Annotated in this window: 24 protein-coding genes and 1 pseudogene; 11 read left to right on the forward strand and 14 right to left on the reverse strand. The window is 58.6% G+C overall.

The genetic code is table 11. The annotated features are described in order from the left end of the window. Window positions 1-251: 251 nt before the first annotated feature. From argR to acs, 6 genes are all read right to left on the reverse strand, one after another. Window positions 252-1,232 (reverse strand): transcriptional regulator ArgR, encoded by a 981-nt coding sequence (gene argR, locus LQ215_RS04580; RefSeq protein ID WP_003204794.1) that lies wholly within the window; start codon window positions 1,230-1,232, stop codon window positions 252-254. 113 nt (window positions 1,233-1,345) lie between these two features. After that, window positions 1,346-2,110 (reverse strand): ABC transporter ATP-binding protein, encoded by a 765-nt coding sequence (locus LQ215_RS04585; RefSeq protein ID WP_053124413.1) that lies wholly within the window; start codon window positions 2,108-2,110, stop codon window positions 1,346-1,348. A 56-nt stretch (window positions 2,111-2,166) separates the two neighbouring features. Further along, entirely contained in the window at window positions 2,167-2,865 is a 699-nt protein-coding gene (locus LQ215_RS04590; protein ID WP_186635882.1) for an ABC transporter permease, read from the reverse strand. Continuing rightward, window positions 2,862-3,551: an ABC transporter permease gene (locus LQ215_RS04595; RefSeq protein ID WP_003204800.1), complete on the reverse strand. Its 690-nt coding sequence runs from the start codon at window positions 3,549-3,551 to the stop codon at window positions 2,862-2,864. Before LQ215_RS04595 ends, LQ215_RS04590 begins: the two co-directional genes overlap by 4 nt. 90 nt (window positions 3,552-3,641) lie before the next feature. Next, window positions 3,642-4,415: an ABC transporter substrate-binding protein gene (locus LQ215_RS04600; RefSeq protein WP_230147564.1), complete on the reverse strand. Its 774-nt coding sequence runs from the start codon at window positions 4,413-4,415 to the stop codon at window positions 3,642-3,644. A 708-nt stretch (window positions 4,416-5,123) separates the two neighbouring features. Then, window positions 5,124-7,079: an acetate--CoA ligase gene (gene acs, locus LQ215_RS04605; protein WP_230147565.1), complete on the reverse strand. Its 1,956-nt coding sequence runs from the start codon at window positions 7,077-7,079 to the stop codon at window positions 5,124-5,126. A 419-nt stretch (window positions 7,080-7,498) separates the two neighbouring features. Here acs and LQ215_RS04610 point away from each other — a divergent pair, with 419 nt between their 5' ends. From LQ215_RS04610 to LQ215_RS04625, 4 genes and pseudogenes are all read left to right on the forward strand, one after another. Then, on the forward strand, window positions 7,499-7,762 hold the full coding sequence (locus tag LQ215_RS04610) for a DUF2790 domain-containing protein (RefSeq protein WP_024617097.1): 264 nt from the start codon (window positions 7,499-7,501) through the stop codon (window positions 7,760-7,762). Window positions 7,763-7,794: 32 nt separating this feature from the next. After that, window positions 7,795-8,010, forward strand: coding sequence for a hypothetical protein (locus LQ215_RS04615; protein WP_230147566.1), 216 nt, complete (start codon window positions 7,795-7,797; stop codon window positions 8,008-8,010). Window positions 8,011-8,500: 490 nt separating this feature from the next. Beyond that, on the forward strand, window positions 8,501-9,748 hold the full coding sequence (locus tag LQ215_RS04620; RefSeq protein WP_092472969.1) for a ribonucleotide-diphosphate reductase subunit beta: 1,248 nt from the start codon (window positions 8,501-8,503) through the stop codon (window positions 9,746-9,748). 343 nt (window positions 9,749-10,091) lie between these two features. Then, window positions 10,092-10,648: pseudogene (locus LQ215_RS04625) on the forward strand (BRO-N domain-containing protein). A gap of 182 nt (window positions 10,649-10,830) precedes the next feature. On the opposite strand, the gene LQ215_RS04630 reads toward LQ215_RS04625, so the two are convergent. Continuing rightward, a complete protein-coding gene (locus LQ215_RS04630; RefSeq protein WP_230147567.1) occupies window positions 10,831-11,091 on the reverse strand; it encodes a type II toxin-antitoxin system Phd/YefM family antitoxin in 261 nt (86 codons plus the stop codon). A gap of 318 nt (window positions 11,092-11,409) precedes the next feature. On the opposite strand from LQ215_RS04630, the gene LQ215_RS04635 reads away from it, so the two are divergent. Continuing rightward, window positions 11,410-12,402, forward strand: coding sequence for a hypothetical protein (locus LQ215_RS04635; RefSeq protein ID WP_230147568.1), 993 nt, complete (start codon window positions 11,410-11,412; stop codon window positions 12,400-12,402). Here LQ215_RS04635 and LQ215_RS04640 read toward each other — a convergent pair. Together LQ215_RS04640 and LQ215_RS04645 are read right to left on the reverse strand one after the other, a co-directional pair. Next, complete coding sequence (locus LQ215_RS04640) at window positions 12,399-13,595, reverse strand: hypothetical protein (RefSeq protein ID WP_230147569.1); 1,197 nt, start codon at window positions 13,593-13,595, stop codon at window positions 12,399-12,401. The genes LQ215_RS04635 and LQ215_RS04640 overlap by 4 nt on opposite strands. 120 nt (window positions 13,596-13,715) lie before the next feature. After that, a complete protein-coding gene (locus tag LQ215_RS04645; RefSeq protein ID WP_230147570.1) occupies window positions 13,716-14,531 on the reverse strand; it encodes a sulfite exporter TauE/SafE family protein in 816 nt (271 codons plus the stop codon). Between the two features lie 112 nt (window positions 14,532-14,643). On the opposite strand from LQ215_RS04645, the gene LQ215_RS04650 reads away from it, so the two are divergent. Both LQ215_RS04650 and LQ215_RS04655 read left to right on the forward strand, forming a co-directional pair. Continuing rightward, window positions 14,644-15,420: an AraC family transcriptional regulator gene (locus LQ215_RS04650; RefSeq protein ID WP_230147571.1), complete on the forward strand. Its 777-nt coding sequence runs from the start codon at window positions 14,644-14,646 to the stop codon at window positions 15,418-15,420. A gap of 82 nt (window positions 15,421-15,502) precedes the next feature. After that, a complete protein-coding gene (locus LQ215_RS04655) occupies window positions 15,503-15,820 on the forward strand; it encodes a helix-turn-helix domain-containing protein (protein WP_003204826.1) in 318 nt (105 codons plus the stop codon). Between the two features lie 17 nt (window positions 15,821-15,837). Here LQ215_RS04655 and LQ215_RS04660 read toward each other — a convergent pair whose 3' ends face one another. After that, window positions 15,838-16,896 (reverse strand): MBL fold metallo-hydrolase, encoded by a 1,059-nt coding sequence (locus tag LQ215_RS04660; protein WP_230147572.1) that lies wholly within the window; start codon window positions 16,894-16,896, stop codon window positions 15,838-15,840. Window positions 16,897-17,086: 190 nt separating this feature from the next. On the opposite strand from LQ215_RS04660, the gene LQ215_RS04665 reads away from it, so the two are divergent. Next, window positions 17,087-17,695, forward strand: coding sequence for a TetR/AcrR family transcriptional regulator (locus LQ215_RS04665; protein ID WP_230147573.1), 609 nt, complete (start codon window positions 17,087-17,089; stop codon window positions 17,693-17,695). Window positions 17,696-17,718: 23 nt separating this feature from the next. Here the strand turns inward: LQ215_RS04665 and LQ215_RS04670 are convergent, their stop codons facing one another. Next, window positions 17,719-18,252, reverse strand: coding sequence for a DUF1003 domain-containing protein (locus LQ215_RS04670; protein ID WP_230147574.1), 534 nt, complete (start codon window positions 18,250-18,252; stop codon window positions 17,719-17,721). Between the two features lie 92 nt (window positions 18,253-18,344). Continuing rightward, window positions 18,345-19,292 (reverse strand): LysR family transcriptional regulator, encoded by a 948-nt coding sequence (locus LQ215_RS04675; protein WP_230147575.1) that lies wholly within the window; start codon window positions 19,290-19,292, stop codon window positions 18,345-18,347. Between the two features lie 14 nt (window positions 19,293-19,306). Here LQ215_RS04675 and LQ215_RS04680 point away from each other — a divergent pair, with 14 nt between their 5' ends. After that, on the forward strand, window positions 19,307-20,020 hold the full coding sequence (locus tag LQ215_RS04680) for a CTP synthase C-terminal region-related (seleno)protein (protein ID WP_230147576.1): 714 nt from the start codon (window positions 19,307-19,309) through the stop codon (window positions 20,018-20,020). A gap of 38 nt (window positions 20,021-20,058) precedes the next feature. Here LQ215_RS04680 and LQ215_RS04685 read toward each other — a convergent pair whose 3' ends face one another. Both LQ215_RS04685 and LQ215_RS04690 read right to left on the reverse strand, forming a co-directional pair. Beyond that, window positions 20,059-20,370 carry a hypothetical protein gene (locus LQ215_RS04685; protein WP_230147577.1) on the reverse strand — a complete coding sequence of 104 codons (312 nt, stop codon included), beginning with the start codon at window positions 20,368-20,370 and terminating at the stop codon, window positions 20,059-20,061. Window positions 20,371-20,502: 132 nt separating this feature from the next. Next, complete coding sequence (locus LQ215_RS04690; RefSeq protein WP_230147578.1) at window positions 20,503-20,841, reverse strand: DUF2025 family protein; 339 nt, start codon at window positions 20,839-20,841, stop codon at window positions 20,503-20,505. Between the two features lie 243 nt (window positions 20,842-21,084). Here LQ215_RS04690 and LQ215_RS04695 point away from each other — a divergent pair, with 243 nt between their 5' ends. Beyond that, window positions 21,085-22,212, forward strand: a complete 1,128-nt coding sequence (locus LQ215_RS04695; protein ID WP_230147579.1) for a glycerophosphodiester phosphodiesterase — start codon at window positions 21,085-21,087, stop codon at window positions 22,210-22,212. A gap of 122 nt (window positions 22,213-22,334) precedes the next feature. Beyond that, a complete protein-coding gene (locus LQ215_RS04700) occupies window positions 22,335-22,640 on the forward strand; it encodes a PepSY domain-containing protein (RefSeq protein ID WP_230147580.1) in 306 nt (101 codons plus the stop codon). The last annotated feature ends 34 nt before the right edge of the window (window positions 22,641-22,674 follow it).

The raw sequence follows: 22,674 nt of genomic DNA on the forward strand, positions 1-22,674 counted from the left end.
GCCAACCCACGTTTTTCGCGGGTTTACGGCAATGCGACAAATAGCGTCGCAAAGGCGCAGTTTAAACGTTGCCGGTGTATTTGAGGTGCCTGCATCCAGATTTCCGCTGCCAGACACAAAACACCTGTGGGAGCGAGCTTGCTCGCGATGGCGGAGTATCAGTCACCTTCAGCATTGACTGACACTTCGCCATCGCGAGCAAGCTCGCTCCCACAATTTTATGTATTGGCCGCCTATCCGCGTTTTGCCACTTAGCCGCGCTCGGACGGCACCGAGGACAATTCGAACGGGCTGCTGCTGCGTCGCTGGTTGCGGTCTTCGCGCGGTGTGGCGCCGAAGAAGTTGCGGTAGGCGCTGGAGAAGTGTGGCCCTGAGGAGAAGCCGCAGGACAAGCCGATCTGGATGATGGATTTGCTGGTCTGCATCAGCATCTGCCGGGCCTTGTTCAGGCGCAGCTCCAGGTAATACTGGCTAGGCACGCGGTTGAGGTATTGCTTGAAGATCCGCTCCAGTTGCCGACGGGATACGCAGACATGCTGGGCGATCTCGTCGGTGGTCAGCGGCTCTTCGATGTTGGCTTCCATCAGCAGCACCGCCTGGGTGAGCTTCGGATGACTGGAACCGAGACGGTTCTGCAACGGGATGCGCTGACGCTCGCCGCCCTCGCGAATGCGCTCGACCACCAACTCTTCCGACACCGCACCGGCCAGTTCCGCGCCGTGATCGCGAGCCAGCACCGCCAACAACAGGTCAAGCACCGACATCCCGCCGCAAGCGCTCAGGCGATCGCGATCCCAGTCAAACAGATGGCTGGTGGCGATGACCTTGGGGAAGCGCTCGGAGAAATCGTCCTGCCAGCGCCAATGCACGGCGGCACGGTAACCGTCGAGCAAACCCAGTTGGGCCAGGGGATAGACACCGGCAGACAAACCGCCGATCACACAACCGGCACGCACCAGTTGCTTGAGGGCGCTGCTCAGGGGCGAGGCCAGCGCCGCCGGTGGCTCATCGGCCAGCAAGAACAGCTTCTGGAAGCCTTCGAGCTTGCCCGCCCAAGGCTCGCCCGGCAGTTGCCAGGCGCCGTCGGCCGGTGGTTCGGCCTGCAAGAACGACAGCTCGTAGACCACATCCGGATGCACCCGCTGAGCAACACGCAAGGCCTCCTCGGCCAGCGCCAGCGTCAAGGCTTTAGTGCTGGGCCAAATCAGGAAACCTATTCGATGGGCAGTCATGGCGGGCAATCCGAAGCGAAAACAGTGTTAAAGCCAAAAGCGGCTGCAACCAAATTAGACCATCTGGCGCGCGGTGCGCAGCATGCCCCAAATCAGATGCGTAACGGGAGCGATTACTTGAGGCTGCCCGAAAGAAATTGTTGCAAGCGCTCGGATTGCGGATTGACCAGCACTTCGCGCGGGTTGCCGCTTTCTTCGACGATGCCTTTGTGCAGGAACACCAGTTGGTTCGACACTTCACGGGCAAAGCCCATTTCGTGGGTCACCACCACCATGGTCCGGCCTTCCAGGGCCAGGGCCTGCATCACCTTGAGCACGTCGCCTACCAGCTCCGGGTCCAGAGCCGAGGTCGGCTCGTCGAACAGCATCACCTCCGGCTCCATCGCCAGCGCACGGGCAATCGCCACACGCTGCTGCTCGCCGCCGGACATATGGCCCGGGTAGGCGTCCTTGCGATGAGCCACGCCGACCTTGTTCAGGTAGTGCTCGGCCTTCTCCCGCGCTTCAGCCTTGGCCACGCCCAGCACATGCACCGGCGCTTCCATGATGTTTTCCAGCGCAGTCATGTGCGACCACAGGTTGAAATGCTGGAACACCATCGACAGCCGCGAACGCATGCGTTGCAGTTGCTTGGGGTCCGCGGCCTTCATGGCGCCGTCCTTGCCGGCGACCAGTTTCAGCTCTTCGTTGTTGAGCAGGATCTTGCCAGCGTGGGGTTGCTCAAGCAGGTTGATGCAACGCAGGAAAGTACTCTTGCCGGAGCCACTGGAGCCGATGATGCTGATCACATCGCCAGCGGCGGCTTTCAGGGACACGCCCTTGAGCACTTCGTGACTGCCATAGCGTTTATGCAGGTCTTGGACTTCAAGCTTGTACATGCGGTCGGTTCTCACAAAACGTCAGTCGTTGAGCAGTCGATCGGATCGATGCGTTATCAGTGCTTGCGCGGGGCCAGGTAACCCAGCCAGCGGCGCTCGGCCAGTTTGAACAGGCGCACCAGGATGAAGGTCAGGCACAGGTAGAAAACGCCGGCCGTGATGTAGGCCTCGAACGGCAAGTAGTACTGCGCGTTCACCGTGCGCGCGGCACCGGTGATGTCGATCAGGGTGACGATGGAGGCCAGGCTGGTGGTCTGCAGCATCATGATCACTTCGTTGCTGTATTGCGGCAGCGCCCGACGCAAGGCCGATGGCAACAGGATCCGGCGATACAGCTTGTAGCGCGACATGCCCATGGCCTTGGCCGCTTCGATCTCACCGTTGGGCGTGGCCCGCAGGCTGCCAGCGATGATTTCGGCGGTGTAGGCGCTGGTGTTGATGGCGAACGCCAGGCACGCACAGAAGGTCGCGCTGGACAACCACGGCCAGAGGAAGCTCTCGCGTACGGCTTCGAACTGCGCCAACCCGTAATAGATCAGGAACAGCTGCACCAGCATCGGTGTGCCGCGGATCACGTAGGTGTAGAGCCAGGCCGTCATGTTGACGATCGGCTGCTTGGACACGCGCATCAGCCCCAGGGGCAACGCCGCCAGCAGGCCGAAGAACAGCGACAGGGCCAGCAACTTCAGGGTGGTCAACAAGCCGCTGAAATACAGCGGCAAGGCTTCATAGATGACGTTGTAGTCGAAGATCATAGATCAGCCGCCCTTACGCCTACCGAGTAGCGCTTCTCAAGGTGACGCAACGCCAGCAACGAGACACTGGTGATCACCAGGTACATCGCCGCCACTGCGAGGAAGAAGGTGAAAGGCTCGCGCGTGGCATCCGCCGCCTGCTTGGCCTTGAACATCATGTCTTGCAGGCCCACCACCGAAATCAGCGCGGTCGCCTTGGTCAGCACCAGCCAGTTGTTGGTGAAGCCCGGGATCGCCAGGCGAATCATCTGCGGCACCAGCACCCGGAAAAACACCTGGAAGCCGTTCATGCCGTACGCCATGCCCGCCTCAGCCTGACCCTTGGGGATCGCCATGAACGCACCGCGAAAGGTTTCCGACAGGTAGGCACCGAAGATGAAGCCCAGGGTGCCGATACCGGCCGCCAGCGGGTTCAGGTCGATGTAGTCGTCGTAGCCGAGCATCGGCGCCACGCGGTTGAGCAGGTCTTGGCCGCCATAGAAAATCAGCAGGATCAGCACCAGGTCGGGAATACCGCGAATGACCGTGGCATACAGGTCGCCCAGCCACGCCAACCAGCGCACCGGAGAGAGGCGCAACGCAACGCCGATCAACCCCAGGACGATGGCCAGGGCCATGGACGACAAGGCGAGCTCAAGCGTCAACCATGCGCCATCGAGGATGACAGCCCCGTAGCCTTTCAACATGATTCAGGTCCTCGAAAGTGGGATGAAAAAATGGCGCAAACCGCAGAGATCCTGTTGCTTGCGCCATTTCGCACGAGTGGCGGGACGTCGTTACTTGCCGTAGATGTCGAAAGCGAAGTATTTGTCCTGGATTTGCTTGTACTTGCCGTTCTCGCGGATGGCGGTGATCGCGCCATTGATCTTGTCTTTCAAGGCATCGCCCTTGCGAACCGCAATACCAATACCGTCGCCGAAGTATTTCTCGTCGGTGAAGGCTGGACCTACAAATGCGAAGCCCTTGCCGGCATCGGTCTTGAGGAAGCCGTCATCCAACAGGGTAGCGTCTGCCACGGTGCCGTCGAGACGGCCGGCGGCCACGTCCAGGTAAATCTCGTTCTGCGAACCGTACGGCTTGATCTCGGCACCCAGCGGGGCCAGCACTTCACGGGCGAAACGCTCGTGGATCGAACCGCGCTGCACGCCGATGTTCTTGCCCTTGAGCTCGGCCAGGCTTTCGCTGACCTGGGTACCGGCCTTCATCACCAGACGGGCCGGGGTGTTGTAGTACTTGTTGGTGAAATCAACCGACTTCTTGCGATCTTCGGTGATCGACATGGACGACAGGATGGCGTCGATCTTGCGCACCTTCAGTGCCGGGATCAGGCCGTCGAACTCTTGCTCGACCCACACACACTTGACCTTCATCTCTTCGCACAGTGCATTGCCGATGTCGTAGTCGAAACCGACGATGCTGCCATCCGGGGCTTTCGAGGCGAACGGAGGGTAAGCCGCTTCGATACCAATCTTCAGGGGCTTCTCATCAGCAAATGTCGGCAGGGACAGCACGGACAGTGCCAGGGCGCCAAGCAGCACAAGTTTCTTCATCTTGGAACTCCATCGGTAAAGGGCAAAAACGGCAGAGTGAGCAACAGCCCAATATGCGAATGGGTGAAACGAACTTTGGTGCTGCGTCCTAGGAAGCTCACGATTATTCAACGCAAGCCACGACGAGCGAGTGATCGGCATTCTAACGACAGGCCCGAAGCCGATATTTCTTCAATGCGACAACAAATTACAGAAGCACCGAGAAAGCTGTTCGAGCACATTGACAGCCCCGCAAATTCATGCAAGAGCAAAAGAAGGGAAACCGATCTATGCTGCAAATAGCGGGCCCATTATTCGCAAACCCTTCTAATCCGGCAAGCACAGCGTGTCGGCTTATTTGGGGAGACGCGTGGAACCGCCCTGTAACGGGGCTTGGCGTTTCACATCGCCCCGTTGTGGCGCCTTTGGTTACACATTTCGAAACACCGGTAACGTTCAGAAGCGTCTGACGACAAAGCTCGATATTTATTCGCGGACCATGCCAGCCACACACAAAACCCTGTGGCGAGGGAGCTTGCTCCCGCTCGGCTGCGCAGCAGTCGTAGGCCGGCCGATACGGTATGACCGAATGACCGCGGTGTTTGGTTTTGGGGCTGCTGCACAGCCCAGCGGGAGCAAGCTCCCTCGCCACAGAGCTACGCGCTCGACATCCAAAAAAAACCCCGCTCGGCACTGCCGGGCGGGGCTTTTCGGTTTTACGGGCTACCGTCAGGCAACGTTCATGGTCTTGTGCGTCTCGATCAGATGCGCCACCACGCTCGGGTCGGCCAGGGTGGAGATATCACCCAACCCGTCGTACTCCGCCGTGGCGATCTTGCGCAGGATGCGGCGCATGATCTTGCCGGAGCGGGTTTTCGGCAGCCCCGGCGCCCACTGGATCACATCCGGCGAAGCAATCGGACCGATTTCCTTGCGCACCCAGTTCTTCAGTTCCAGGCGCAGGGCCTCGCTGGTTTCTTCGCCGGCATTGAGGGTGACATAGACATAGATGCCCTGCCCCTTGATGTCGTGCGGCACACCGACCACCGCCGCTTCGGCGACTTTCGGGTGGGCAACCATGGCGCTCTCGATCTCGGCCGTACCCATGCGGTGGCCGGACACGTTGAGCACGTCATCCACCCGCCCGGTGATCCAGTAGTAGCCATCCTCGTCGCGACGCGCGCCGTCGCCGGTGAAGTACATGCCGCTGAAGGTCTTGAAGTAGGTGTCGACAAAACGGTCATGGTCGCCGAACAGCGTACGCGCCTGGCCTGGCCACGAATCGAGGATCACCAGGTTGCCTTCGGCGGCGCCTTCGATCAGGTTGCCGAGGTTGTCCACCAACGCCGGTACCACACCGAAGAACGGACGCGTGGCCGAACCCGGCTTCAACGCCGTGGCGCCTGGCAGCGGGCTGATCAGCACGCCACCGGTTTCAGTTTGCCACCAGGTGTCGACGATCGGGCAACGTTCCTTGCCGACGTTCTTGTAGTACCAGTCCCAGGCTTCCGGGTTGATCGGCTCGCCCACCGAACCCAACAGGCGCAGGCTGCTGCCGTCAGCACCTTCGACGGCGGCGGTGCCCGAGGCCATCATTGCGCGGATGGCGGTCGGCGCGGTGTAGAGGATGCTGACCTTGTGCTTGTCGATGACCTTGGCCACCCGGGTGATGTCCGGATAGTTCGGTACGCCTTCAAACAGCAGCGTGGTCGCGCCATTGGCCAGCGGGCCGTAGACGATATAGCTGTGGCCAGTGACCCAACCCACGTCGGCGGTGCACCAGTACACCTCGCCTGGCTTGTAGTCGAACACGCGCTCATGGGTCAGCGCCGCGTACAGCAAGTAGCCGGCCGTGGTGTGCTGCACGCCCTTGGGCTTGCCGGTGGAACCGGAGGTGTAGAGGATGAACAGCGCTTCCTCGGCGCCCATTTCCTTCGGCGCGCAAACGGTGCCGGCCACTTTCATCAGGTCTTCGTACCAGATGTCGCGGTGCGGGTTCCACTTGATGTTGCCAGCCGTGCGCTTGCACACGATGACTTTCTGGATGCTGCTGGTTTCCGGGTTGGTCAGCGCGTCATCGACGTTGGCCTTGAGCGGGATCTTCTTGCCGGCGCGAACGCCTTCGTCGGCGGTGATCACCACTTTGGATTTGCAGTCGATGATCCGGCCGGCCAGCGCTTCCGGCGAGAAACCGCCAAACACCACCGAGTGAATCGCACCGATCCGGGCACAGGCCAGCATCGCGACCACGGCTTCAGGGATCATCGGCATGTAGATGGTCACCACGTCGCCGCGGTGCACGTCCTGGCCGCGCAAGGCGTTGGCGAACTTGCAGACTTCTTCATGCAGCTCGCGATAGGTGATGTTGCGGCTCTCGGCAGGGTCATCGCCCTCCCAGATAATCGCAATCTGATCGCCGCGCTCGGCCAGGTGACGGTCGAGGCAGTTGTAGGAAACGTTCAAGGTGCCATCGGCGAACCACTTGATATCGACATGGTGATCGTCGAAGGACGTCTGCTTCACCGTGGTGAAAGGCTTGATCCAATCGAGGCGCTTGGCCTGCTCGCGCCAGAAGCCGTCCGGATTGACCACCGACTGCTGGTACATGGCCTTGTAGGTCGCCTCGTCAGTCAGCGTATTGGCCGCAACCTCGGGACGAACGGGATACACAGAAGCCGCACTCATCTTTCTTACCTCGGTGAATAGTTGTTTTTGTATGATCCCGTTGTAGCCCGGGGCGGGCCTATAGAACCATTCGACGATGGTAGTAACAAGTCCCTACAAAATGTCGGTACTAACGTGCAATCCCACCAAATCCCCTGTGGGAGCGAGCTTGCTCGCGATGGCGCCTGCCCAACCAATATCAATCCACCAGACAGCCACCGACTCCCAGTCGATTATTACCAGATCAACCAACAGTGTTTATCAAAACCACGGCTTTTTGCGCCCACCCTCACCTCCTAAAATCCACCTCGCCAACCGGCAAACACGATTAGCGCAACACAGCCCCCACGAAGGCCGTTAATCAAACTTCCAAAATCAGCTCCACACGCAACCCTAAAAAGGTTGCGTGACCCCACTCGACCTCAAGAAAGGTGAATTAGATGAAAGCTTTATGGGTTCTGGTCCTCGGCAGCCTTTGCGCCACCGCGATGGCAGACGAGGTCCCGACCGATGTCGCACAGCAAAAACCGGCCATTGAGGAGTACACCTACTCCACCCACCTGGACATCGCCAAAGTCATCTCCATGAGCGAAATCCCGAACGTCTGCGAAGTGGTCCCGGCGAAGATGGAATACGACGACTCCAAGGGCCAACGCCACATCCTGCGCTACAGCGTCATGGGCAACGGCTGCTCCAACGGCTGATCGACTTGATAAAGGAATGTGGAGCAACCACCATGAAAACCAAACTGATCCTGGCCTTGACCCTGTCCGTACTGGCCGCCAATACCTTCGCCGCCGACGGGTTTGATCGCACTGGCTCCGCCGTCGCCGAAGACGGTTACGACCACACCGGCTCCGCTACCGTCGCAGAGGACGGCTACAGCCGCACCGGCTCTGCAACCGTTGCCGCCGATGGCTACGATCGCACCCGTTCAGCCCGCATCGGCTGATCATTACTGACATTTTCCACGGCCCGGTTTCGATCGGGCCTGGTTGTGTCTAGAACGGCTCAAACCCATCCACAAACACAACATGTAGTGTAAACACGCAAAAAACGCTGGTTTTTTGATCAAAAAAAACCACAATCCGCCCCATGCAAAAAAAATCTTCAGCGGCCAAAGCCTTGTAAACCCTCGCTCCCATGCGGATATGCCGCCCACGCCTCCTTCTGTGAGCTATTTCGTCGCAGCACGTAGGCAAAAAAGTCCTTATAATGCCGCCTTAAACGGGCCTGCAATATTCCCTTACAGGGGATCACGCCACCCTGGAGCCCACGCAGAGGCCAATCGCCTCCTCGCGTTCACAGCCGCTCCGGAATGACCCGTACATTTTTCTGTTTATTGCCTGCGTCAGCTGCTGCAACAAACGATTTTTCCAAGATCCACCGCGGCCAGTAGGCCTTCATCGGGCATCTGGCCCTCACGCAGGAGACGACACGTCATGCTGAGCTGGGACGAATTCGACAAAGAAGACGGCGAAGTTGCTGTAAAAGGCGCCAACGCCGGCCACGCTTCTGAAGCCAACATGGACCGCCTCGACAGTGCCGGCGGTGCCGCCGCCCTCGAAGCCCGGGCCGTGACGGCCAACGACTCGGCCGCGATCATTCGCGCCAAGGCCGCCCTCGACAAACTCGACGTCGCCGAAGGCCTCGCCGAACTCGAAGGCGCCTCCGCCCGTGTCGCCGTCGATGAAAAGCGCATGATCAACTGCCGCGCCGACCTCAACCAGCTCGTGCCGTTCAAATACGACTGGGCCTGGCAGAAGTACCTGGACGGCTGCGCAAACCACTGGATGCCGCAAGAAGTCAACATGACCGCCGACATCGCCCTCTGGAAAAACCCGGAAGGCCTGACCGACGACGAGCGCCGCATCGTGATGCGCAACCTGGGCTTCTTCTCCACCGCCGACTCCCTGGTTGCCAACAACCTGGTGCTGGCCGTTTACCGCCTGATCACCAACCCGGAATGCCGCCAGTACATCCTGCGCCAGGCGTTCGAAGAGGCGATCCACACCCACGCCTACCAGTACTGCATCGAATCGCTGGCCATGGATGAAGGCGAGATCTTCAACATGTACCACGAGATCCCATCGGTCGCGAAAAAAGCCGCCTGGGGCCTGAAATACACCCGTTCGATCTCCGATCCGAAGTTCGAAACCGGCACCCCGGACACCGACAAAGAGTTGCTGCGCAACCTGATCGCCTACTACTGCGTCCTGGAAGGCATCTTCTTCTACTGCGGCTTCACCCAGATCCTCTCCATGGGCCGTCGCAACAAAATGACCGGCGTCGCCGAGCAGTTCCAGTACATCCTGCGCGACGAATCCATGCACCTGAACTTCGGTATCGACGTGATCAACCAGATCAAAATCGAAAACCCACACCTGTGGGATGCCGAGATGAAGGAAGAAGCGACCCAGATGATCCTGCAAGGGACCCAGCTGGAGATCGAATACGCCCGCGACACCATGCCTCGCGGCGTGTTGGGCATGAACGCGGCGATGATGGAGGACTACCTCAAGTTCATCGCTAACCGTCGTTTGTCGCAGATAGGTCTTAAAGAAGAGTATCCAGGCACGACTAACCCGTTCCCTTGGATGAGCGAGATCATGGACTTGAAGAAAGAGAAGAATTTCTTTGAGACGCGCGTGATTGAGTATCAGACGGGTGGGGCTTTGAGCTGGGATTGATTTGAAAGAAAAATCCTAGGCTCCATGCGTAACTAAAAACCCCGTGAAAACGGGGTTTTTGTATTTCTACAGGACCAAAACTGCGTTTAACTCTGGGACCGCCACACTACCTTTACCTTACGAAAAACTCAGAATTTTTCCGCATTGACGCCGTATCGTCTCGTTACCTATCTTAGTCGCAGGTGCCTAAGAAACGCCCAACGTAGTAGCTAATCGCCAAACATAGAACCGCGTACTGTCTAAGGACATTTGCAACTCTGTGTGGAGAAAATAGCTAGTTGGGATTTTTCTTACATCCTCTACGTCGGGCTCGCGCCGCTAACCTTTGAACGTAGAGGTGGTTATGCCCATAAAAATTTCACCCTGCTCTCCGTATACCTCGGAGACCAATCTACCTGATGCTTATATTCCGATCGCTTTCACCCGTCACAACCTCCATCTGCATACCCTCTTGGTTGAAAACCAGGCTTGGTTCAGTGCTTCTGATTTGGGGCGTTTGATGAGCAAACACCTTGATGACGCATGACCCGTAAGCTTGATTCTGACCAGCGCCGGATGATGCTCGTACATGTCCACGGGTTGAGCGAAGAGCGTCTGATGCTGAGCGAGTCAGGGGTCTATGCATTGCTGGTTTATCACTACTGTCCTGAGTATCGGTTGCTGCGTGAGTGGATCACGCATCAGGTAGTGCCAACCCTGCGGGATGAGCGCTACTCGCATAAGGTGGAACGGCCTACGTTGAGCGTGCTGGATTGGCCGAAGATGTCGCTCTGCATGCTGCATTGGCAGGATGAGCCATGGATTCGCCTGCGGGATATGCCAGCGGTGCTGGTGGATGATCCGTTTAGTCAGCATGAATCCTGGTGGCGAAAAGCTTCTCGGATTTTGCGAGGGTTTTGAGAATCAATCGGAAGCCGTCGTCCGTGTTCGGGCGGCGGTTTTTTTGTTGGTCATCTGAAACTGGGGCTGCTTCGCAGCCCAGCGGGAGCAAGCTCCCTCGCCACGATGTCGGCGTTGAGGCAACTGGCAAAATTGGGCTTGGGAAGACTCGTACAGGCTGAGGTGCCAACTGAATCTCCGATTCAGAAGACTCGTCTGCAGAGCCGCCCCTCAAAACCCTTGATGACGTCCTCGGGTGTGCGGTCAAAATCCGCCGACATCCGAATTTTCCCCTTCAACCGTCCAGGTTTGCGCGCCTGCGGTGTAGCGACATGGGGCAACATATCTAGATAAGGCTTGCCAGCCTTAGTGATCACCACCCTGTCGCCCTGCCATGCACGTGCACCCAGTTGTAAGAGCTGGGACTTCGCTTCGTGCAGGGTTATTTGCACCTGTTCACTCATACACCGCCTCCATGGATTTAGCTAAGCAGACGTAACAATTCCGGCCGCCTGAAAGTTCGAGCTGAGAACCAGCATTATGATATTGATTTCCCCGCGTACGAAACTGCGAAACAGGGGCCGCTTCGCAGCCCAGCGGGAGCAAGCTCCCTCGCCACGGGTTGGTGTCAGCACAAATAGAAGGCAGGTTTGATGGCCGGGTTGGTTTTGGGAATCGCGAGCAAGCTCGCTCCCACAGGGTTTGTGGTGTGTTGAAACTTTGGGTGCAGCCCGCCGCGTCCTTCGGTATTAATACACTTCCTCTCATGGACCCGAGCCCCAATGAAATTCGATACCGCCTACTGCCTTAGCCTCGATGCCAAGCTTTCGATCTATGACGTTCGGGATCTGAATTTCGACGAGACCATGGCCTTCGACTCGGCCAAGGAGCGCTTTCAGTGCCCCAACGATGCCTGTCGGGCGGCGTTTGATGAGGACAATCGGCTGACGACGTTCAACGCCAAGAACGTCAATTACATCCGCACGCCACATTTCAAGAACCAACCAACGACCCGGCATATCGAGGGCTGCCCTTATGTCAGTCCGAAAACGCCGGGGTTGGGTGCGGAGAGTGGCGAGGCGGAAACGGATGACGACCGCGAGGAGCATTTTCCGTCAGAGCTGTTGCTGACTCGGCGTCAGTACGTGCGCAAGCCGTCCGATCAGTCGAAGGACGTTGAAGCAGCGACTCGGCCTACGTCACCCACCCTATCGTCCCACGGTGATGACGCCCATTCCGCCCATGATTCGACACCCGACAAGACCAGCGTCTTCGCCCACCCGGTGGAGTGTTTTGTGTCGAACTTCGCAGACAAGGACCTGCTCAAGCGCAAGCTGTTGAAGATTGGCGAACACACGGCGCCCTATGGATCGTTCTTCAAGAAGATCGAGTATTTGCAGGACAACAAGGGCTTGATTTACTGGGGCAAGATCAAGGAGATCAAGGATTACACGCAAAGCTTTCGCATCGACTTCGAAGCAAAGGTCTGGTTCAAGCAACCGGACGAGGCGAAGAAGAAGCCCTACTCGGTCAACGTTTACCTGAGCAAGAAGCTGATCGATAACTACCGCAAGCGCAAAGCGTTCCTGGAAGAGATCAAGCATGCCGTCGACAGTGACGCGCCGTTGTATTGCTTCTTTTATGGCGTGACGCCGGAGTTGAAACAGGTGCCGAGCAAGAAGAACCCCGAAGAAACGTTCGGGGTGTTCAGTGCCAATATCGAGAACCTGGATCACTTTATTATTCGGCAAGCGCCCGGGTTGGCTGAGGGTTAGTCACCAGTCCCGAGCAATTGAAGTTTGACCGCACCGGGGTGTTGTTTTACGACTGCGTACGGCAGCACCGACCAGCCTGGGTCATCACAAGCGCGTTGCGCGCGGTCGAAGAACGGCCCCAGGTACAAACCTTTTTCGGTGAAGTACCAATTCGAATATCCCCAGACGCCTTCATCGGTGTAGTCGCAGCTGTCTTCATCCGTTGGCTTCAGCATCTCGTCGGGGTACAGCGTGGTGAGTTGCTTGACCAGCCATGGCGCGAATACCTCGCGTTGGTAAGTGTATCGCGCCTGGCTCTCTTCATCGGTCAACGGGGCATCACCCGCGTCGTTGTGGCCGGCGTGCAACGGTGGCTTGCCTGTGCCAACCCAGAGCACATCTTCCAGCGACAAACTGTGGCCGGTGTGAGCGTCGAGATTGAGCGGCGAATTGCCAAAATCCGGGTGTACGCCGCCGCAGTCGTAACTTGTGGAAATGTTCAGGCTGATCACATCGGGCGATAGGAATTTGGGCGCGACACCTTGGTCGAACTCGGCATTATCCGCGCCCTGCAGCAGACAGCCGTAGTAGCTGATGACTTCGGTCCAGAGCCGACCCAATAATTGCCGATTGATCCGCTGCAGTTCGTCTTTCGAGTAGCCGGACTCGACGCTGAACATGGAAATACCGGATTCTGGCTCCGTCCACCATTGCAAGTCATGGCCCATGAAAGATTCTTTCTTGCCCGGTTTGAGTTTCAAGCCCAGTAGACGGAGATACTCATAAGGGTCACTTTTTGGCAGCTCGGCGATAACGGGCGGAAGATCCGCCCCGGGTGCCGGAAGCTTGGCTTCGGTCAACTGCACGGGCAGAACTTTGCCCTTGAGACTTTTCCATTCACCCTGCCAGCCGTTGGCCGTTTTTTGCAGCGTCAGGGTTGGCAGCGATTGACCATCGTCGTAACGGGTGCGGCCCTCGACCAGCGTCAGGGTCTTTTCTTGCAGCGAGCCGCTCAATCCCAAGTCACGATGGTATTTCTCATAGAAATAACGACCGATGACCTCGTCCTTTTGAGCAGTGTTGAGTCCCATCACAATCGGCATCTTGCCCAGGGTGCCGGTAAAGACGCCACTACCACCTTCGGCACTGGCGGTCGAACAGAGCACGAGCAGACATGTGGCGCTGGATGCAAGGAGCAACAGTCCTTTGAACATTGAGTATTCCTGGAGAGCGAGCGTCTGCTCACGAAATGAGTGGCGCGAAGTATGACGATTCAGCCTCCGAGAATCGAGATATCCCCTCCCTTATTGGTTTTGAGCAACGTCCTGCAGCGATTACTGCACCGATATACCCAGCATCACGATTACCAGTAATCCAAGATAGATCCATGCGTGAAGTCGATCCGGTATCTGCCCGATCCAAGGCGTTGCTAATCGAATCCCAACCAACGAGCCGAGTGTCAGTGCAGCGAAAGCCATCAAGTCGACGTAACCGACAAACCACGGCCCCAAATCAAACTCGGCAAAACCAGCCATGACCATGTAGGTCAGCGTCCCGGCCACCGCAACCGGCAAACTCAACGGGTTAGCCATGGACGTCGCGCGCGACATGTTCAGCCCGCAACGGCGCAACAACGGGACCGTCATGACACTGCCGCCCACACCCAGGAAAGTAGCGATGGCGCCGATGCTGATGCCACCCACCGAGACCTCTGCCCTGCCCAATCGCCGTGGGACTGCAGCGTCAGACTGTGTCAGAAAACCGCGTCTGAACAAGCAATCCAGAATGGTCACGCCCAAATAAACGATGAAGGCATAGCGAATCACTTCACTGCTCGCCCACATCGCGGCGACGGCTCCGACGACAGCGCCCAGGCCGATGTAGCCGCCCAACGGCCATACGTAGTGGCGAATGAGGTTACCGGCGCGGTGATGCTTGGCGGTGGCGATCAGCGCGTTAACGATCATCACGCAGGTCGAGGTGGCCACGGCAATGTGCATCGCCGATTGGCCGACAGGGTCATCGGCTCCGTGGCTGGCGGTGAGCATGCGGTATAGCAAGGGCACCACGACGAATCCGCCGCCGAAGCCGAACAACACAGCCGTCACACCACTCAGGCAGCCAAAGCAGGCAAGCAATACATAGAACATCGAGGCGAATCCGTGGGATAGGAGACACCCACAATAGGTAAGCGAAGCTTGGCCCGCCGTAGCAAACAGGCCAATAATGTTCGCGTTTACGCCAGACATGAGTGGCTCATCGATGCGCAACACTTCGATCGATTTATTGGATGCGACACCCAGGGCCGTCGTTGCCATTGGCACCGATTACGCTCATGGACAAGTGTTGCCGATGCACCGCCATCGCCGCGCACAGTTGCTTTATGGCGCCACCGGGGTGATGCAGGTCAGCACGGCGGAGGGCAATTGGGTGGTGCCACCGCAACGGGCGGTGTGGATCCCGCCCGGAGTTGCCCATGAGGTGCTGATGCTGGGTGTCAGCACTCGAAGTTTGTATATCGAACCGGCCGCGGTAACGGATATGGACGCCCGTTGCCAGGTGATCAGCGTGTCGCCCCTGATGCGCCAGTTGCTGATGGAAGCCGTGGAGCTTGCGCTGGACTATGACGAGGCTGGACGCGATGGCGCGCTGATCAATCTGCTGCTGCACGAGCTATTGCGCAGCGCCCATCTGCCACTGCACCTTCCACTGCCTCAAGACCCGCGCCTGCTCGGCCTGTGCCAGGCATTTCTGCAACGCCCGGACGCCCACGTCTCGCCCGCGCAATGGGCGGCGCAGTTGCACACCAGCTTGCGCTCATTCAATCGCCTGTTCAGCCAGCAAACCGGGTTGAGTTTCAGTCGATGGCGACAACAAGCCTGCGTGATGTCGGCATTGTCCCGATTGGCCGTAGGCAATTCAGTGACCCGAATCGCCCTGGACCTGGGCTACGACAGCCCTGCGGCATTCTCCACGATGTTTCGTCGCGTACTGGGTCACGCCCCGAGCGCCTGGCTGGAGAAGACCGCCGGTCATTGATCAAAAAAATGAGATTGATCGGGATTCAAAACAACTGTACAAAAACACAGTATTTTTTAATCCCATAGCTTTGGAGCCCCCCATGGCCTCTCTCGCAATCAAAACCACCCTGGAACGCATCGCTGTCTATCAATTCACCCCCGCCCACAGTGCACAGGCGCGCGCCATGCTGGGCTGGAGTGTCGAGGAGCTGTCCCGCCAATCCGGCGTCTCGGTCCAGGCCATCCGCCGCTTCGAGGCTGGCGGCGAGTTGCTCGATGTCACTCGCCTGGCCCTGGCCTTTCGCCTGGAGGCCGAGGGCCTGGTGTTTTTCCCCGGCTTCGCACCGGGGCGAGGCATGAACATCAAGGGTGCGACGCCGGATCCGATGGGGCGCTCCGATTACGCCATGATTGAATAACGCCAATCCTGTGAGTGCTAGGCGATACCGGCCTGGTCCTGGTATGCCGTGGGTTCCACGTCCAGCCACCAGGCGCGGCCACGTTGCGGCTGCGTCAGGGTGAATGCTTCGCCCATTTGCGGCGTGGCAATGTAAACATTACGCTCCCAGGCCAGGGCCAGGATGCGATCGAAAGGTTCATACCAGGCATGCATCGCCAGGTCGAACGTACCGTTGTGGATCGGCAGCAGCCAACGGCCCTTGAGATCGATATGGGCCTGCAGGGTCTGCTCCGGCTGCATGTGGACGTGGGGCCAATCGACGTTATAGGCGCCAGTTTCCATCAGCGTCAGGTCAAAGGGGCCATATCGCTCGCCGATGCGTTTGAAACCCTCGAAGTAGCCGGTGTCGCCGCTGAAGAAAATTCGCGTGGCGCCGTCGATCATCACCCACGAGGCCCACAAGGTGCTGTTGCTGTCGAACAGGCCACGTCCGGAAAAGTGCTGGGAGGGCGTGGCAACGAACTCGATACCGTCCACCTCGGTACCTTGCCACCAATCGAGCTGACGCACCTTGCTGGCGTCGACGCCCCATTTGATCAGGGTGTCGCCCACGCCCAGGGGCGCCAGGAAGTGGCGGGTCTTGCCCGCCAGATTGAGGATGGCCTGATAATCGAGGTGGTCGTAATGATCGTGGGAAAGAATCACCGCTTCGATCGGCGGCAATTCTTCCAGGCTGATGGGCGGCTGATGAAAACGCTTAGGGCCGGCCCATTGCACGGGTGAGGCGCGGTCGGCGAACACCGGGTCCGTCAGCCAGAATTTATCCCGCAGCTTGAGCAATACGGTGGAATGACCGAGACGGAATACGCTGTTGTTCGGCGCCGCCAGCAGCGCAGCGCGCGTCAGCGCTTGAACCTCGATGGCGCCGGAAGGCCGAGTGGTGCGCGGCTTGTGGAAGATCATGTTCCAGATGATGCGCAGGGTGGTGCCAAAACCTTCCCGAGGCGTGAAGGCATGATTGCGGTACTTGCCCTGTTCATGCCGGGATGCGTCATGGGTGGACGGATTGTCGGTCGAAAGAGAAGGAATGGTCATGGTGCGATAACTCCAGGGACGTCGTCGCAATTGCGCTTCGCCGTTGTGGCACGCTGGATGGCCGTTGCATGCACGCTCAGCCGCTTGACTCAAAAAACTACACCGCTCGGTGTAGTTTCTAGATTGCATGAATCCCGGGAGCAAGTAAACTGCCGAGTGTAAGTACTCTCATCTCACCGACGAATTGCCCATGACCGTACCGCAGCGCCTTACCGAGCGAAAACGCGAAGCCATTCTCCAGGCGGCGATTGCTGAATTCCGTAGCAGCGGTTTCGAGGTCACCAGCATGGACAAGATCGCGGCGACTGCCGGCGTATCAAAGCGCACGGTGTATAACCATTTTCCGAGCAAGGAAGAATTGTTTGCCGAAATTCTGAATCGGTTATGGAACAGCATTACCGCAGAACAGGATCTGTCCTACAGCCCGCTGAAGCCGCTACGGGAGCAGCTGCAAACGTTGCTGCAAGCCAAACTGCACATGCTGGCGGACGAGAACTTTCTCGACCTGGCGCGCATCGCCATCGCCGCAACCATCCACTCTCCCGAGCGAGCCCAGGACATGGTGTCGCGCATGGGCCAGCGGGAAGAAGGCCTGACGGCCTGGATTCGCCAAGCCCAGGCCGATGGTCGGTTGAAACCCGTGGAACCGGCATTTGCCGCCCAGCAAATGCATGGGCTGCTCAAGACGTTCGCCTTCTGGCCGCAGGTTTCGATGGGGCAACCCAGCCTCACCCAGGATGAGCAGACTCAGGTGATCGAATCGGCCCTCGACATGTTCCTGAGCCGCTACCAGGCCTGATCAACAAGTCCTGGCATGAAGGGCTATTGCACCGGCGGGTTATGCACGACCTTCTGGTGCATTTCAGTGGTCAAGTTGTCGATGCGCTCAGTCAATGCCTTGGTCATTTCCGTCAGGCGGGTGTTCTGCTCCAACAATTCGAGCAACTGCGCGGTGTTCTGCGCGGCCTGGGCCTGGCGCTCGCTGTTGGCGATGGCCAAGGCTTCACGATGCTGAGCATCGGCTTCCGCCTGGGCTTTGTCCCGGGCGGCCTGGCGCGTTTGCGCCAGCAGAATCAGCGGCGCGGCATAAGCCGCCTGCAGGCTGAACGCCAGGTTCAGCAAGATGAACGGGTAAGCATCGAAATGAAAAACGCCCAACAGGTTCAGGCTGATCCATATCAACACGATCAAGGTTTGCGCGCCGAGGAACATCGGCGTCCCGAAAAAACGCGCGAACGCCTCGGCCCTCAGCGCAAAGCGGTCATTGCCAAAGGTCGGGCCCAGATGCGCGTGAGGGCGATGAAAACGCAAGTGGTCAACGGGTGCGGCGGGGGTGGGTTGGGAAGACTTCGTCATCGTGATGTTCTCTGCCAAGGGCTGGTGCTCGAGGCACTATAACCGTTGGCGGACCGTCATCCATTGCGTCATGCATACCCTGCCCTTAAAAGTCAGCGCCCGCGCAAATGGCGCCCCAGCTCATCGAACAAGGTCACCACCGAGCGCAAGGCCCGGCAGTCGGGGCGGGTCAGGAGCCACAGGGCTGTGTCATACCCCTCCAGCGGTTCGCCAAGGGGCATCAGGCCCTGGTGTTCATCGATCAGAAAGTCCGGCAGCGCCGCCACACCCAAGCCGGCTCGCACCAGTTCGGTGACAGAGAGCATGCTGTTGCAGCGATAGGCGGGCACCACGCCGGGCAGATGCTGGCGGCGCCAGGCCACGGAGGGGTGATCCGGGAGGAAATCGTCCGGTGCGATCCAGGTCATGGAAGCCAGGTCATTTGCATTCGCCGAGCGCAGGTAGGTGGCGCTGGCGCATACCCGGTAAGCCACACTGCCCAGATTTCGACCGACCAGGTGTTCCGGCGGCGTACGGGTCAGGCGCAACGCAATGTCGGCATCGCGGCGGCTCAGGTTGGCGAAGTCGTTCGAGGTGCTCAGCTCAAGGGTCAACGCCGGATAAGCGGGCATGAAGCGCGCCAGCGCAGGCAGCAGCAACGCTTGCAGGACCGAGTCGCTGCACGTCAGGCGTACCGTCCCGCTGATGACCTCGCCGCCCTGCTCCACCCCCACCCGCGCCGCCTCCAAGGCCTGCTCGGCGCGCTCGGCTTGTTCGGCCAGTGCCTGGGCCAGGCTCGTGGGTAAGTACCCGGAACGGTTTTTTTCGAACAAGGGCTGGCCCAGGGCCGCTTCCAGCCGACGTACCGACCGAAACACCGTAGACACGTCCACCTGCAACAGCCGGGCGGCCCGGGCCAGCGAGCCGCCACGGACCAGTGCGAGGATCAGGGACAGGTCGGGATAGTCCAGACGATAGTGCGGCGCTGCATTGATCACTTGGGTAAACGCCAATATTGATTGCGTGAGCGCCAATTTATAGTGGCGACCAGGAATCAACAAGCGGCGAGTCTCTCATGGAAAAACGGCATCCCTTGAACATTGCCCTGGTCGGCGATTACGACCCACGAATCACCGCCCATCGGGCGATCCCCCTTGCTCTGGACCTGATCGCCAGGCAAACCGGCCTGGACATTCGTTTCCATTGGCTGGCGACCGAGTTTATTGTCGACGACACGATGCTCAATGATTTCGACGGTGTCTGGTGCGTACCCGGCAGCCCCTACCGGAACGAAGAGGGTGCGTTGCGAGCCATTCGCTTTGCCCGCGAACAGCGTCGTCCTTTCCTCGGTACGTGTGGCGGTTTTCAACACGCGGTGCTGGAATATGCCCGGAACGTGCTGGGTTGGACAAACGCGGCCCATGGCGAAACTTCCCCCGAGGCCGAGCGGGCAGTATTGACGCCGTTGAGCTGTGCCTTGATTGAAACCATCGACAGCCTTCAACTCGACGCGGGTTCACTGATTGCCAAGGCTTATGGCCGCCAGATGGTATTCGAGGGCTACCATTGCCGCTTCGGGATCAATCCAAATTTCGAAAAAGATCTGCTGAGCCAACGCCTGCAAGTCGTTGCCAAAGATGGGGCAGGCGACTTGCGAGCGGTGGAGCTACGTGATCATCCGTTCTTTGTCGCGACATTGTTCCAGCCTGAACGAGCCGCTTTGGAAGGGCGAGTACCCGCGCTGGTCAGTGCTTTTATTCAAGCCAGCCTGAATACGACAGCCTGCTAAGCCCTGACCAGAAGTCCCATGCCGGACTGTCCCGGACGTTAGCGCACCACGACTTTTTCATCAGGAAGCGGGAGCAATGCTGCCGCGCGTTTTTGCCAACGTTCCTTGTAGCTGGGCGTTGAGGTTTCGTTGTTGCCATCTACCAGGATCACGACTGTGCCTTTACGGCAGGTGACAAAGACCCGCTGCACCCCTACCGCTCGTCCACCGTCCTCGATAATGGCGTGGGCGACCCGGTCCTGGGTATCGCTGCCGATGAAACTTCCTGCACAAGTGAACGATTGTGCGCCTGCCTGTTGGGCGGACGCGGAAATGAACAACGCCGCGGCCCAGAGATTGATTTTCCTCATCGCTGCATATTCCTTTTTCAGCGGTTAATCCAATGACACCGCGCACACGTTAGTGAGCGCGGCCAAGCGCGACAATCGGACAACTCTGTGTTGAGAATAGGAAAGTGCAATGTCGATTGAGGGACTTTTCATTCACTCGGGGACTTCGGCCTCCACCAACTGCCGCACCGCCACGATTTCCGGCAGGTCGCTGCGGGCCATGTACACCCGCAAAGGTTCGCAAAGGTTGATCCGGTCATCGATGTGCTGGTCCAGCAGCAACTGGATCCGCTCGCGCTTGAGGGCCATGGTGCCGTCCGCCACGGGAGCCCAGACAAATTCGCAGGTGGGAATGATGCCGTCGTCGGCCACGTCCATGCCGAAGGCGTCTTCGCTGAAACGTACGATGTATTGGCCGGTCTTGCGGTTCAGCCCGACAAAACCCTTGAGCTGGTCGGCGGCCTGGCAGATGAATGTCGAAGTGGTGCGCATGGTAAACCTCATGGATACGTCCCTCAGGACGTCAGATCGATGGTTTACACGCAGGGCAAGCGGACACAGGATTTAAGGTCTCCCTCTGCCGGGGAAACTGATGCGGCAAGGGTACTGCAAAGCGGCCTGGAGATGCGTGGGAAAAATCTTCTTTGCACAAATTTATGTCGGTATGGCGATAGCGCCGACAGCGTTCAGTTGCTAAAAGATAGTTTTTTGCACACCTACGAAAGGATTTCGAGCATGCCTGTCACCTTCACCCGCACTGCCTTGATGCTGAGCCTGTTGCTCGGCCTCGGCCAGACCCAAGCGTCCGAAGCCCCGAGCCCCAAGGCCCTGGCAGCCCTCCAGGGCATTCCGCACCCGGCGGTCATCGCCCACCGCGGCGCCTCGTTCGACGCGCCGGAATCCACCGCTGCCGCCTACAAGCTGGCCCGCGACCTGGGCGCCGACTACCTGGAACTGGACCTACAACGCAGCAAGGACGGTGTGTTGTTCGTCCTGCATGACGACAGCCTGCTGCGCACCACGGACGTCGCGATCAAGTTTCCCGAGCGCAAGGACAGCACCGCCAACCAGTTCACCATGGCGGAACTCAAAACCCTCGATGCCGGCAGTTGGTTCAACACCGCTTACCCGGACCGCGCGCGCCCTTCGTTCGTGGGCCTGAAAATCCTGACCCTCGACGAAGTGATCAACATTGCCGAAGGCAACCCACAGCAAAAACCCGGGCTGTACATCGAAACCAAGGAGCCGAAGCTGTTCCCCGGCATCGAGCGCGACCTGAAGGACAAATTGCAGGACCGCGGCTGGCTGAGTCCGGCCGGGTCGAAACTGGCCAAGCGCGCCACGGGTGTCGGCCAGGGCAAAGGCAAAGTGGTGTTGCAGACCTTTGAAAAGAGCAGCCTCGAACTGCTGCACAAAGAGATGCCGAAGGTGCCGAAGATCCTGCTGTTGTGGGTGGGCGAAGGCAACATCGAGCCCAAGTCCAAGGTGCCTTTTGCCGAGTCCGGCGAAACGGACAAGGCCGTCTATTACGCCAAGCAGGAACCCAAGGACAAGGCTGAATTCGAAAAATGGATTCAGTACGCCAAGGCCCAGGGCGCCATTGGTACTGGGCCGTCCGCGGCGTTGACCTATGGCGGCAGCCAGAGTTACGCGGACCTGGTGCAACCGTGGATGAACCAGTACACCCATGACCAGGGTTTGCTGGTGCATGTCTACACTGTGGATGAGCCGGTGGACTTCAAGAAAGTGATGAATGCCGGCGTCGATGGCATTTTCACCAATCGGGCCAGTGAGTTGCTCAAGTACCTCAAGCGTCCCGAAACAGGCAGTGTGGCGCAACTATTGGAGAAGAACGGTTACTGAGGAATCAGGGCCGGATCGGTGCAGTCGCTGCAAGTTTTCCGAATTAAGGGTGAATTAAGTTGCCACAGATAATCTGAGCCCACTTAAACGAATCACCCTTTAACGACACCAAGGAAAGACTTATGAAAACTTTGACTGCCCTGTTCACCGCTGCTGCCCTGACCCTGACTGCCGGCCTGGCCCAGGCGGATGTCCGCATCGATCAGATTCCTCAATTGGTCAAGGAAGGCAAGATCAAGTCCCTTGAATCGATGAACGAAGAAGCCCTGAAGTTGCACCCGGGCGCCACCATCACCGACACCGACCTGGATAACCACTTCAACGGTTATGAATATGAAGTTGAACTGAAAATGGCCGATGGCACAGAGTGGGATGTAGACTTTGACGCCACTACCGGCAAAGTTCTGAGCGACAAACTAGACCGTTAATTGGTCACTAAAATGAGCCGCGCAACCTTAGGGA

This window comes from Pseudomonas brassicacearum (assembly GCF_918698105.1).
In the GTDB taxonomy this organism is placed as follows: domain Bacteria; phylum Pseudomonadota; class Gammaproteobacteria; order Pseudomonadales; family Pseudomonadaceae; genus Aquipseudomonas; species Aquipseudomonas brassicacearum_F.

Excerpts from the sequence above, each read along its gene's own strand:
- argR (WP_003204794.1), bottom strand. The coding sequence starts at position 1,232 with ATGACTGCCCATCGAATAGGTTTCCTGATTTGGCCCAGCACTAAAGCC.
- LQ215_RS04585 (WP_053124413.1), bottom strand. The coding sequence starts at position 2,110 with ATGTACAAGCTTGAAGTCCAAGACCTGCATAAACGCTATGGCAGTCAC.
- LQ215_RS04590 (WP_186635882.1), bottom strand. The coding sequence starts at position 2,865 with ATGATCTTCGACTACAACGTCATCTATGAAGCCTTGCCGCTGTATTTC.
- LQ215_RS04595 (WP_003204800.1), bottom strand. The coding sequence starts at position 3,551 with ATGTTGAAAGGCTACGGGGCTGTCATCCTCGATGGCGCATGGTTGACG.
- LQ215_RS04600 (WP_230147564.1), bottom strand. The coding sequence starts at position 4,415 with ATGAAGAAACTTGTGCTGCTTGGCGCCCTGGCACTGTCCGTGCTGTCC.
- acs (WP_230147565.1), bottom strand. The coding sequence starts at position 7,079 with ATGAGTGCGGCTTCTGTGTATCCCGTTCGTCCCGAGGTTGCGGCCAAT.
- LQ215_RS04610 (WP_024617097.1), top strand. The coding sequence starts at position 7,499 with ATGAAAGCTTTATGGGTTCTGGTCCTCGGCAGCCTTTGCGCCACCGCG.
- LQ215_RS04615 (WP_230147566.1), top strand. The coding sequence starts at position 7,795 with ATGAAAACCAAACTGATCCTGGCCTTGACCCTGTCCGTACTGGCCGCC.
- LQ215_RS04620 (WP_092472969.1), top strand. The coding sequence starts at position 8,501 with ATGCTGAGCTGGGACGAATTCGACAAAGAAGACGGCGAAGTTGCTGTA.
- LQ215_RS04630 (WP_230147567.1), bottom strand. The coding sequence starts at position 11,091 with ATGAGTGAACAGGTGCAAATAACCCTGCACGAAGCGAAGTCCCAGCTC.
- LQ215_RS04635 (WP_230147568.1), top strand. The coding sequence starts at position 11,410 with ATGAAATTCGATACCGCCTACTGCCTTAGCCTCGATGCCAAGCTTTCG.
- LQ215_RS04640 (WP_230147569.1), bottom strand. The coding sequence starts at position 13,595 with ATGTTCAAAGGACTGTTGCTCCTTGCATCCAGCGCCACATGTCTGCTC.
- LQ215_RS04645 (WP_230147570.1), bottom strand. The coding sequence starts at position 14,531 with ATGTTCTATGTATTGCTTGCCTGCTTTGGCTGCCTGAGTGGTGTGACG.
- LQ215_RS04650 (WP_230147571.1), top strand. The coding sequence starts at position 14,644 with ATGCGCAACACTTCGATCGATTTATTGGATGCGACACCCAGGGCCGTC.
- LQ215_RS04655 (WP_003204826.1), top strand. The coding sequence starts at position 15,503 with ATGGCCTCTCTCGCAATCAAAACCACCCTGGAACGCATCGCTGTCTAT.
- LQ215_RS04660 (WP_230147572.1), bottom strand. The coding sequence starts at position 16,896 with ATGACCATTCCTTCTCTTTCGACCGACAATCCGTCCACCCATGACGCA.
- LQ215_RS04665 (WP_230147573.1), top strand. The coding sequence starts at position 17,087 with ATGACCGTACCGCAGCGCCTTACCGAGCGAAAACGCGAAGCCATTCTC.
- LQ215_RS04670 (WP_230147574.1), bottom strand. The coding sequence starts at position 18,252 with ATGACGAAGTCTTCCCAACCCACCCCCGCCGCACCCGTTGACCACTTG.
- LQ215_RS04680 (WP_230147576.1), top strand. The coding sequence starts at position 19,307 with ATGGAAAAACGGCATCCCTTGAACATTGCCCTGGTCGGCGATTACGAC.
- LQ215_RS04685 (WP_230147577.1), bottom strand. The coding sequence starts at position 20,370 with ATGAGGAAAATCAATCTCTGGGCCGCGGCGTTGTTCATTTCCGCGTCC.
- LQ215_RS04690 (WP_230147578.1), bottom strand. The coding sequence starts at position 20,841 with ATGCGCACCACTTCGACATTCATCTGCCAGGCCGCCGACCAGCTCAAG.
- LQ215_RS04695 (WP_230147579.1), top strand. The coding sequence starts at position 21,085 with ATGCCTGTCACCTTCACCCGCACTGCCTTGATGCTGAGCCTGTTGCTC.
- LQ215_RS04700 (WP_230147580.1), top strand. The coding sequence starts at position 22,335 with ATGAAAACTTTGACTGCCCTGTTCACCGCTGCTGCCCTGACCCTGACT.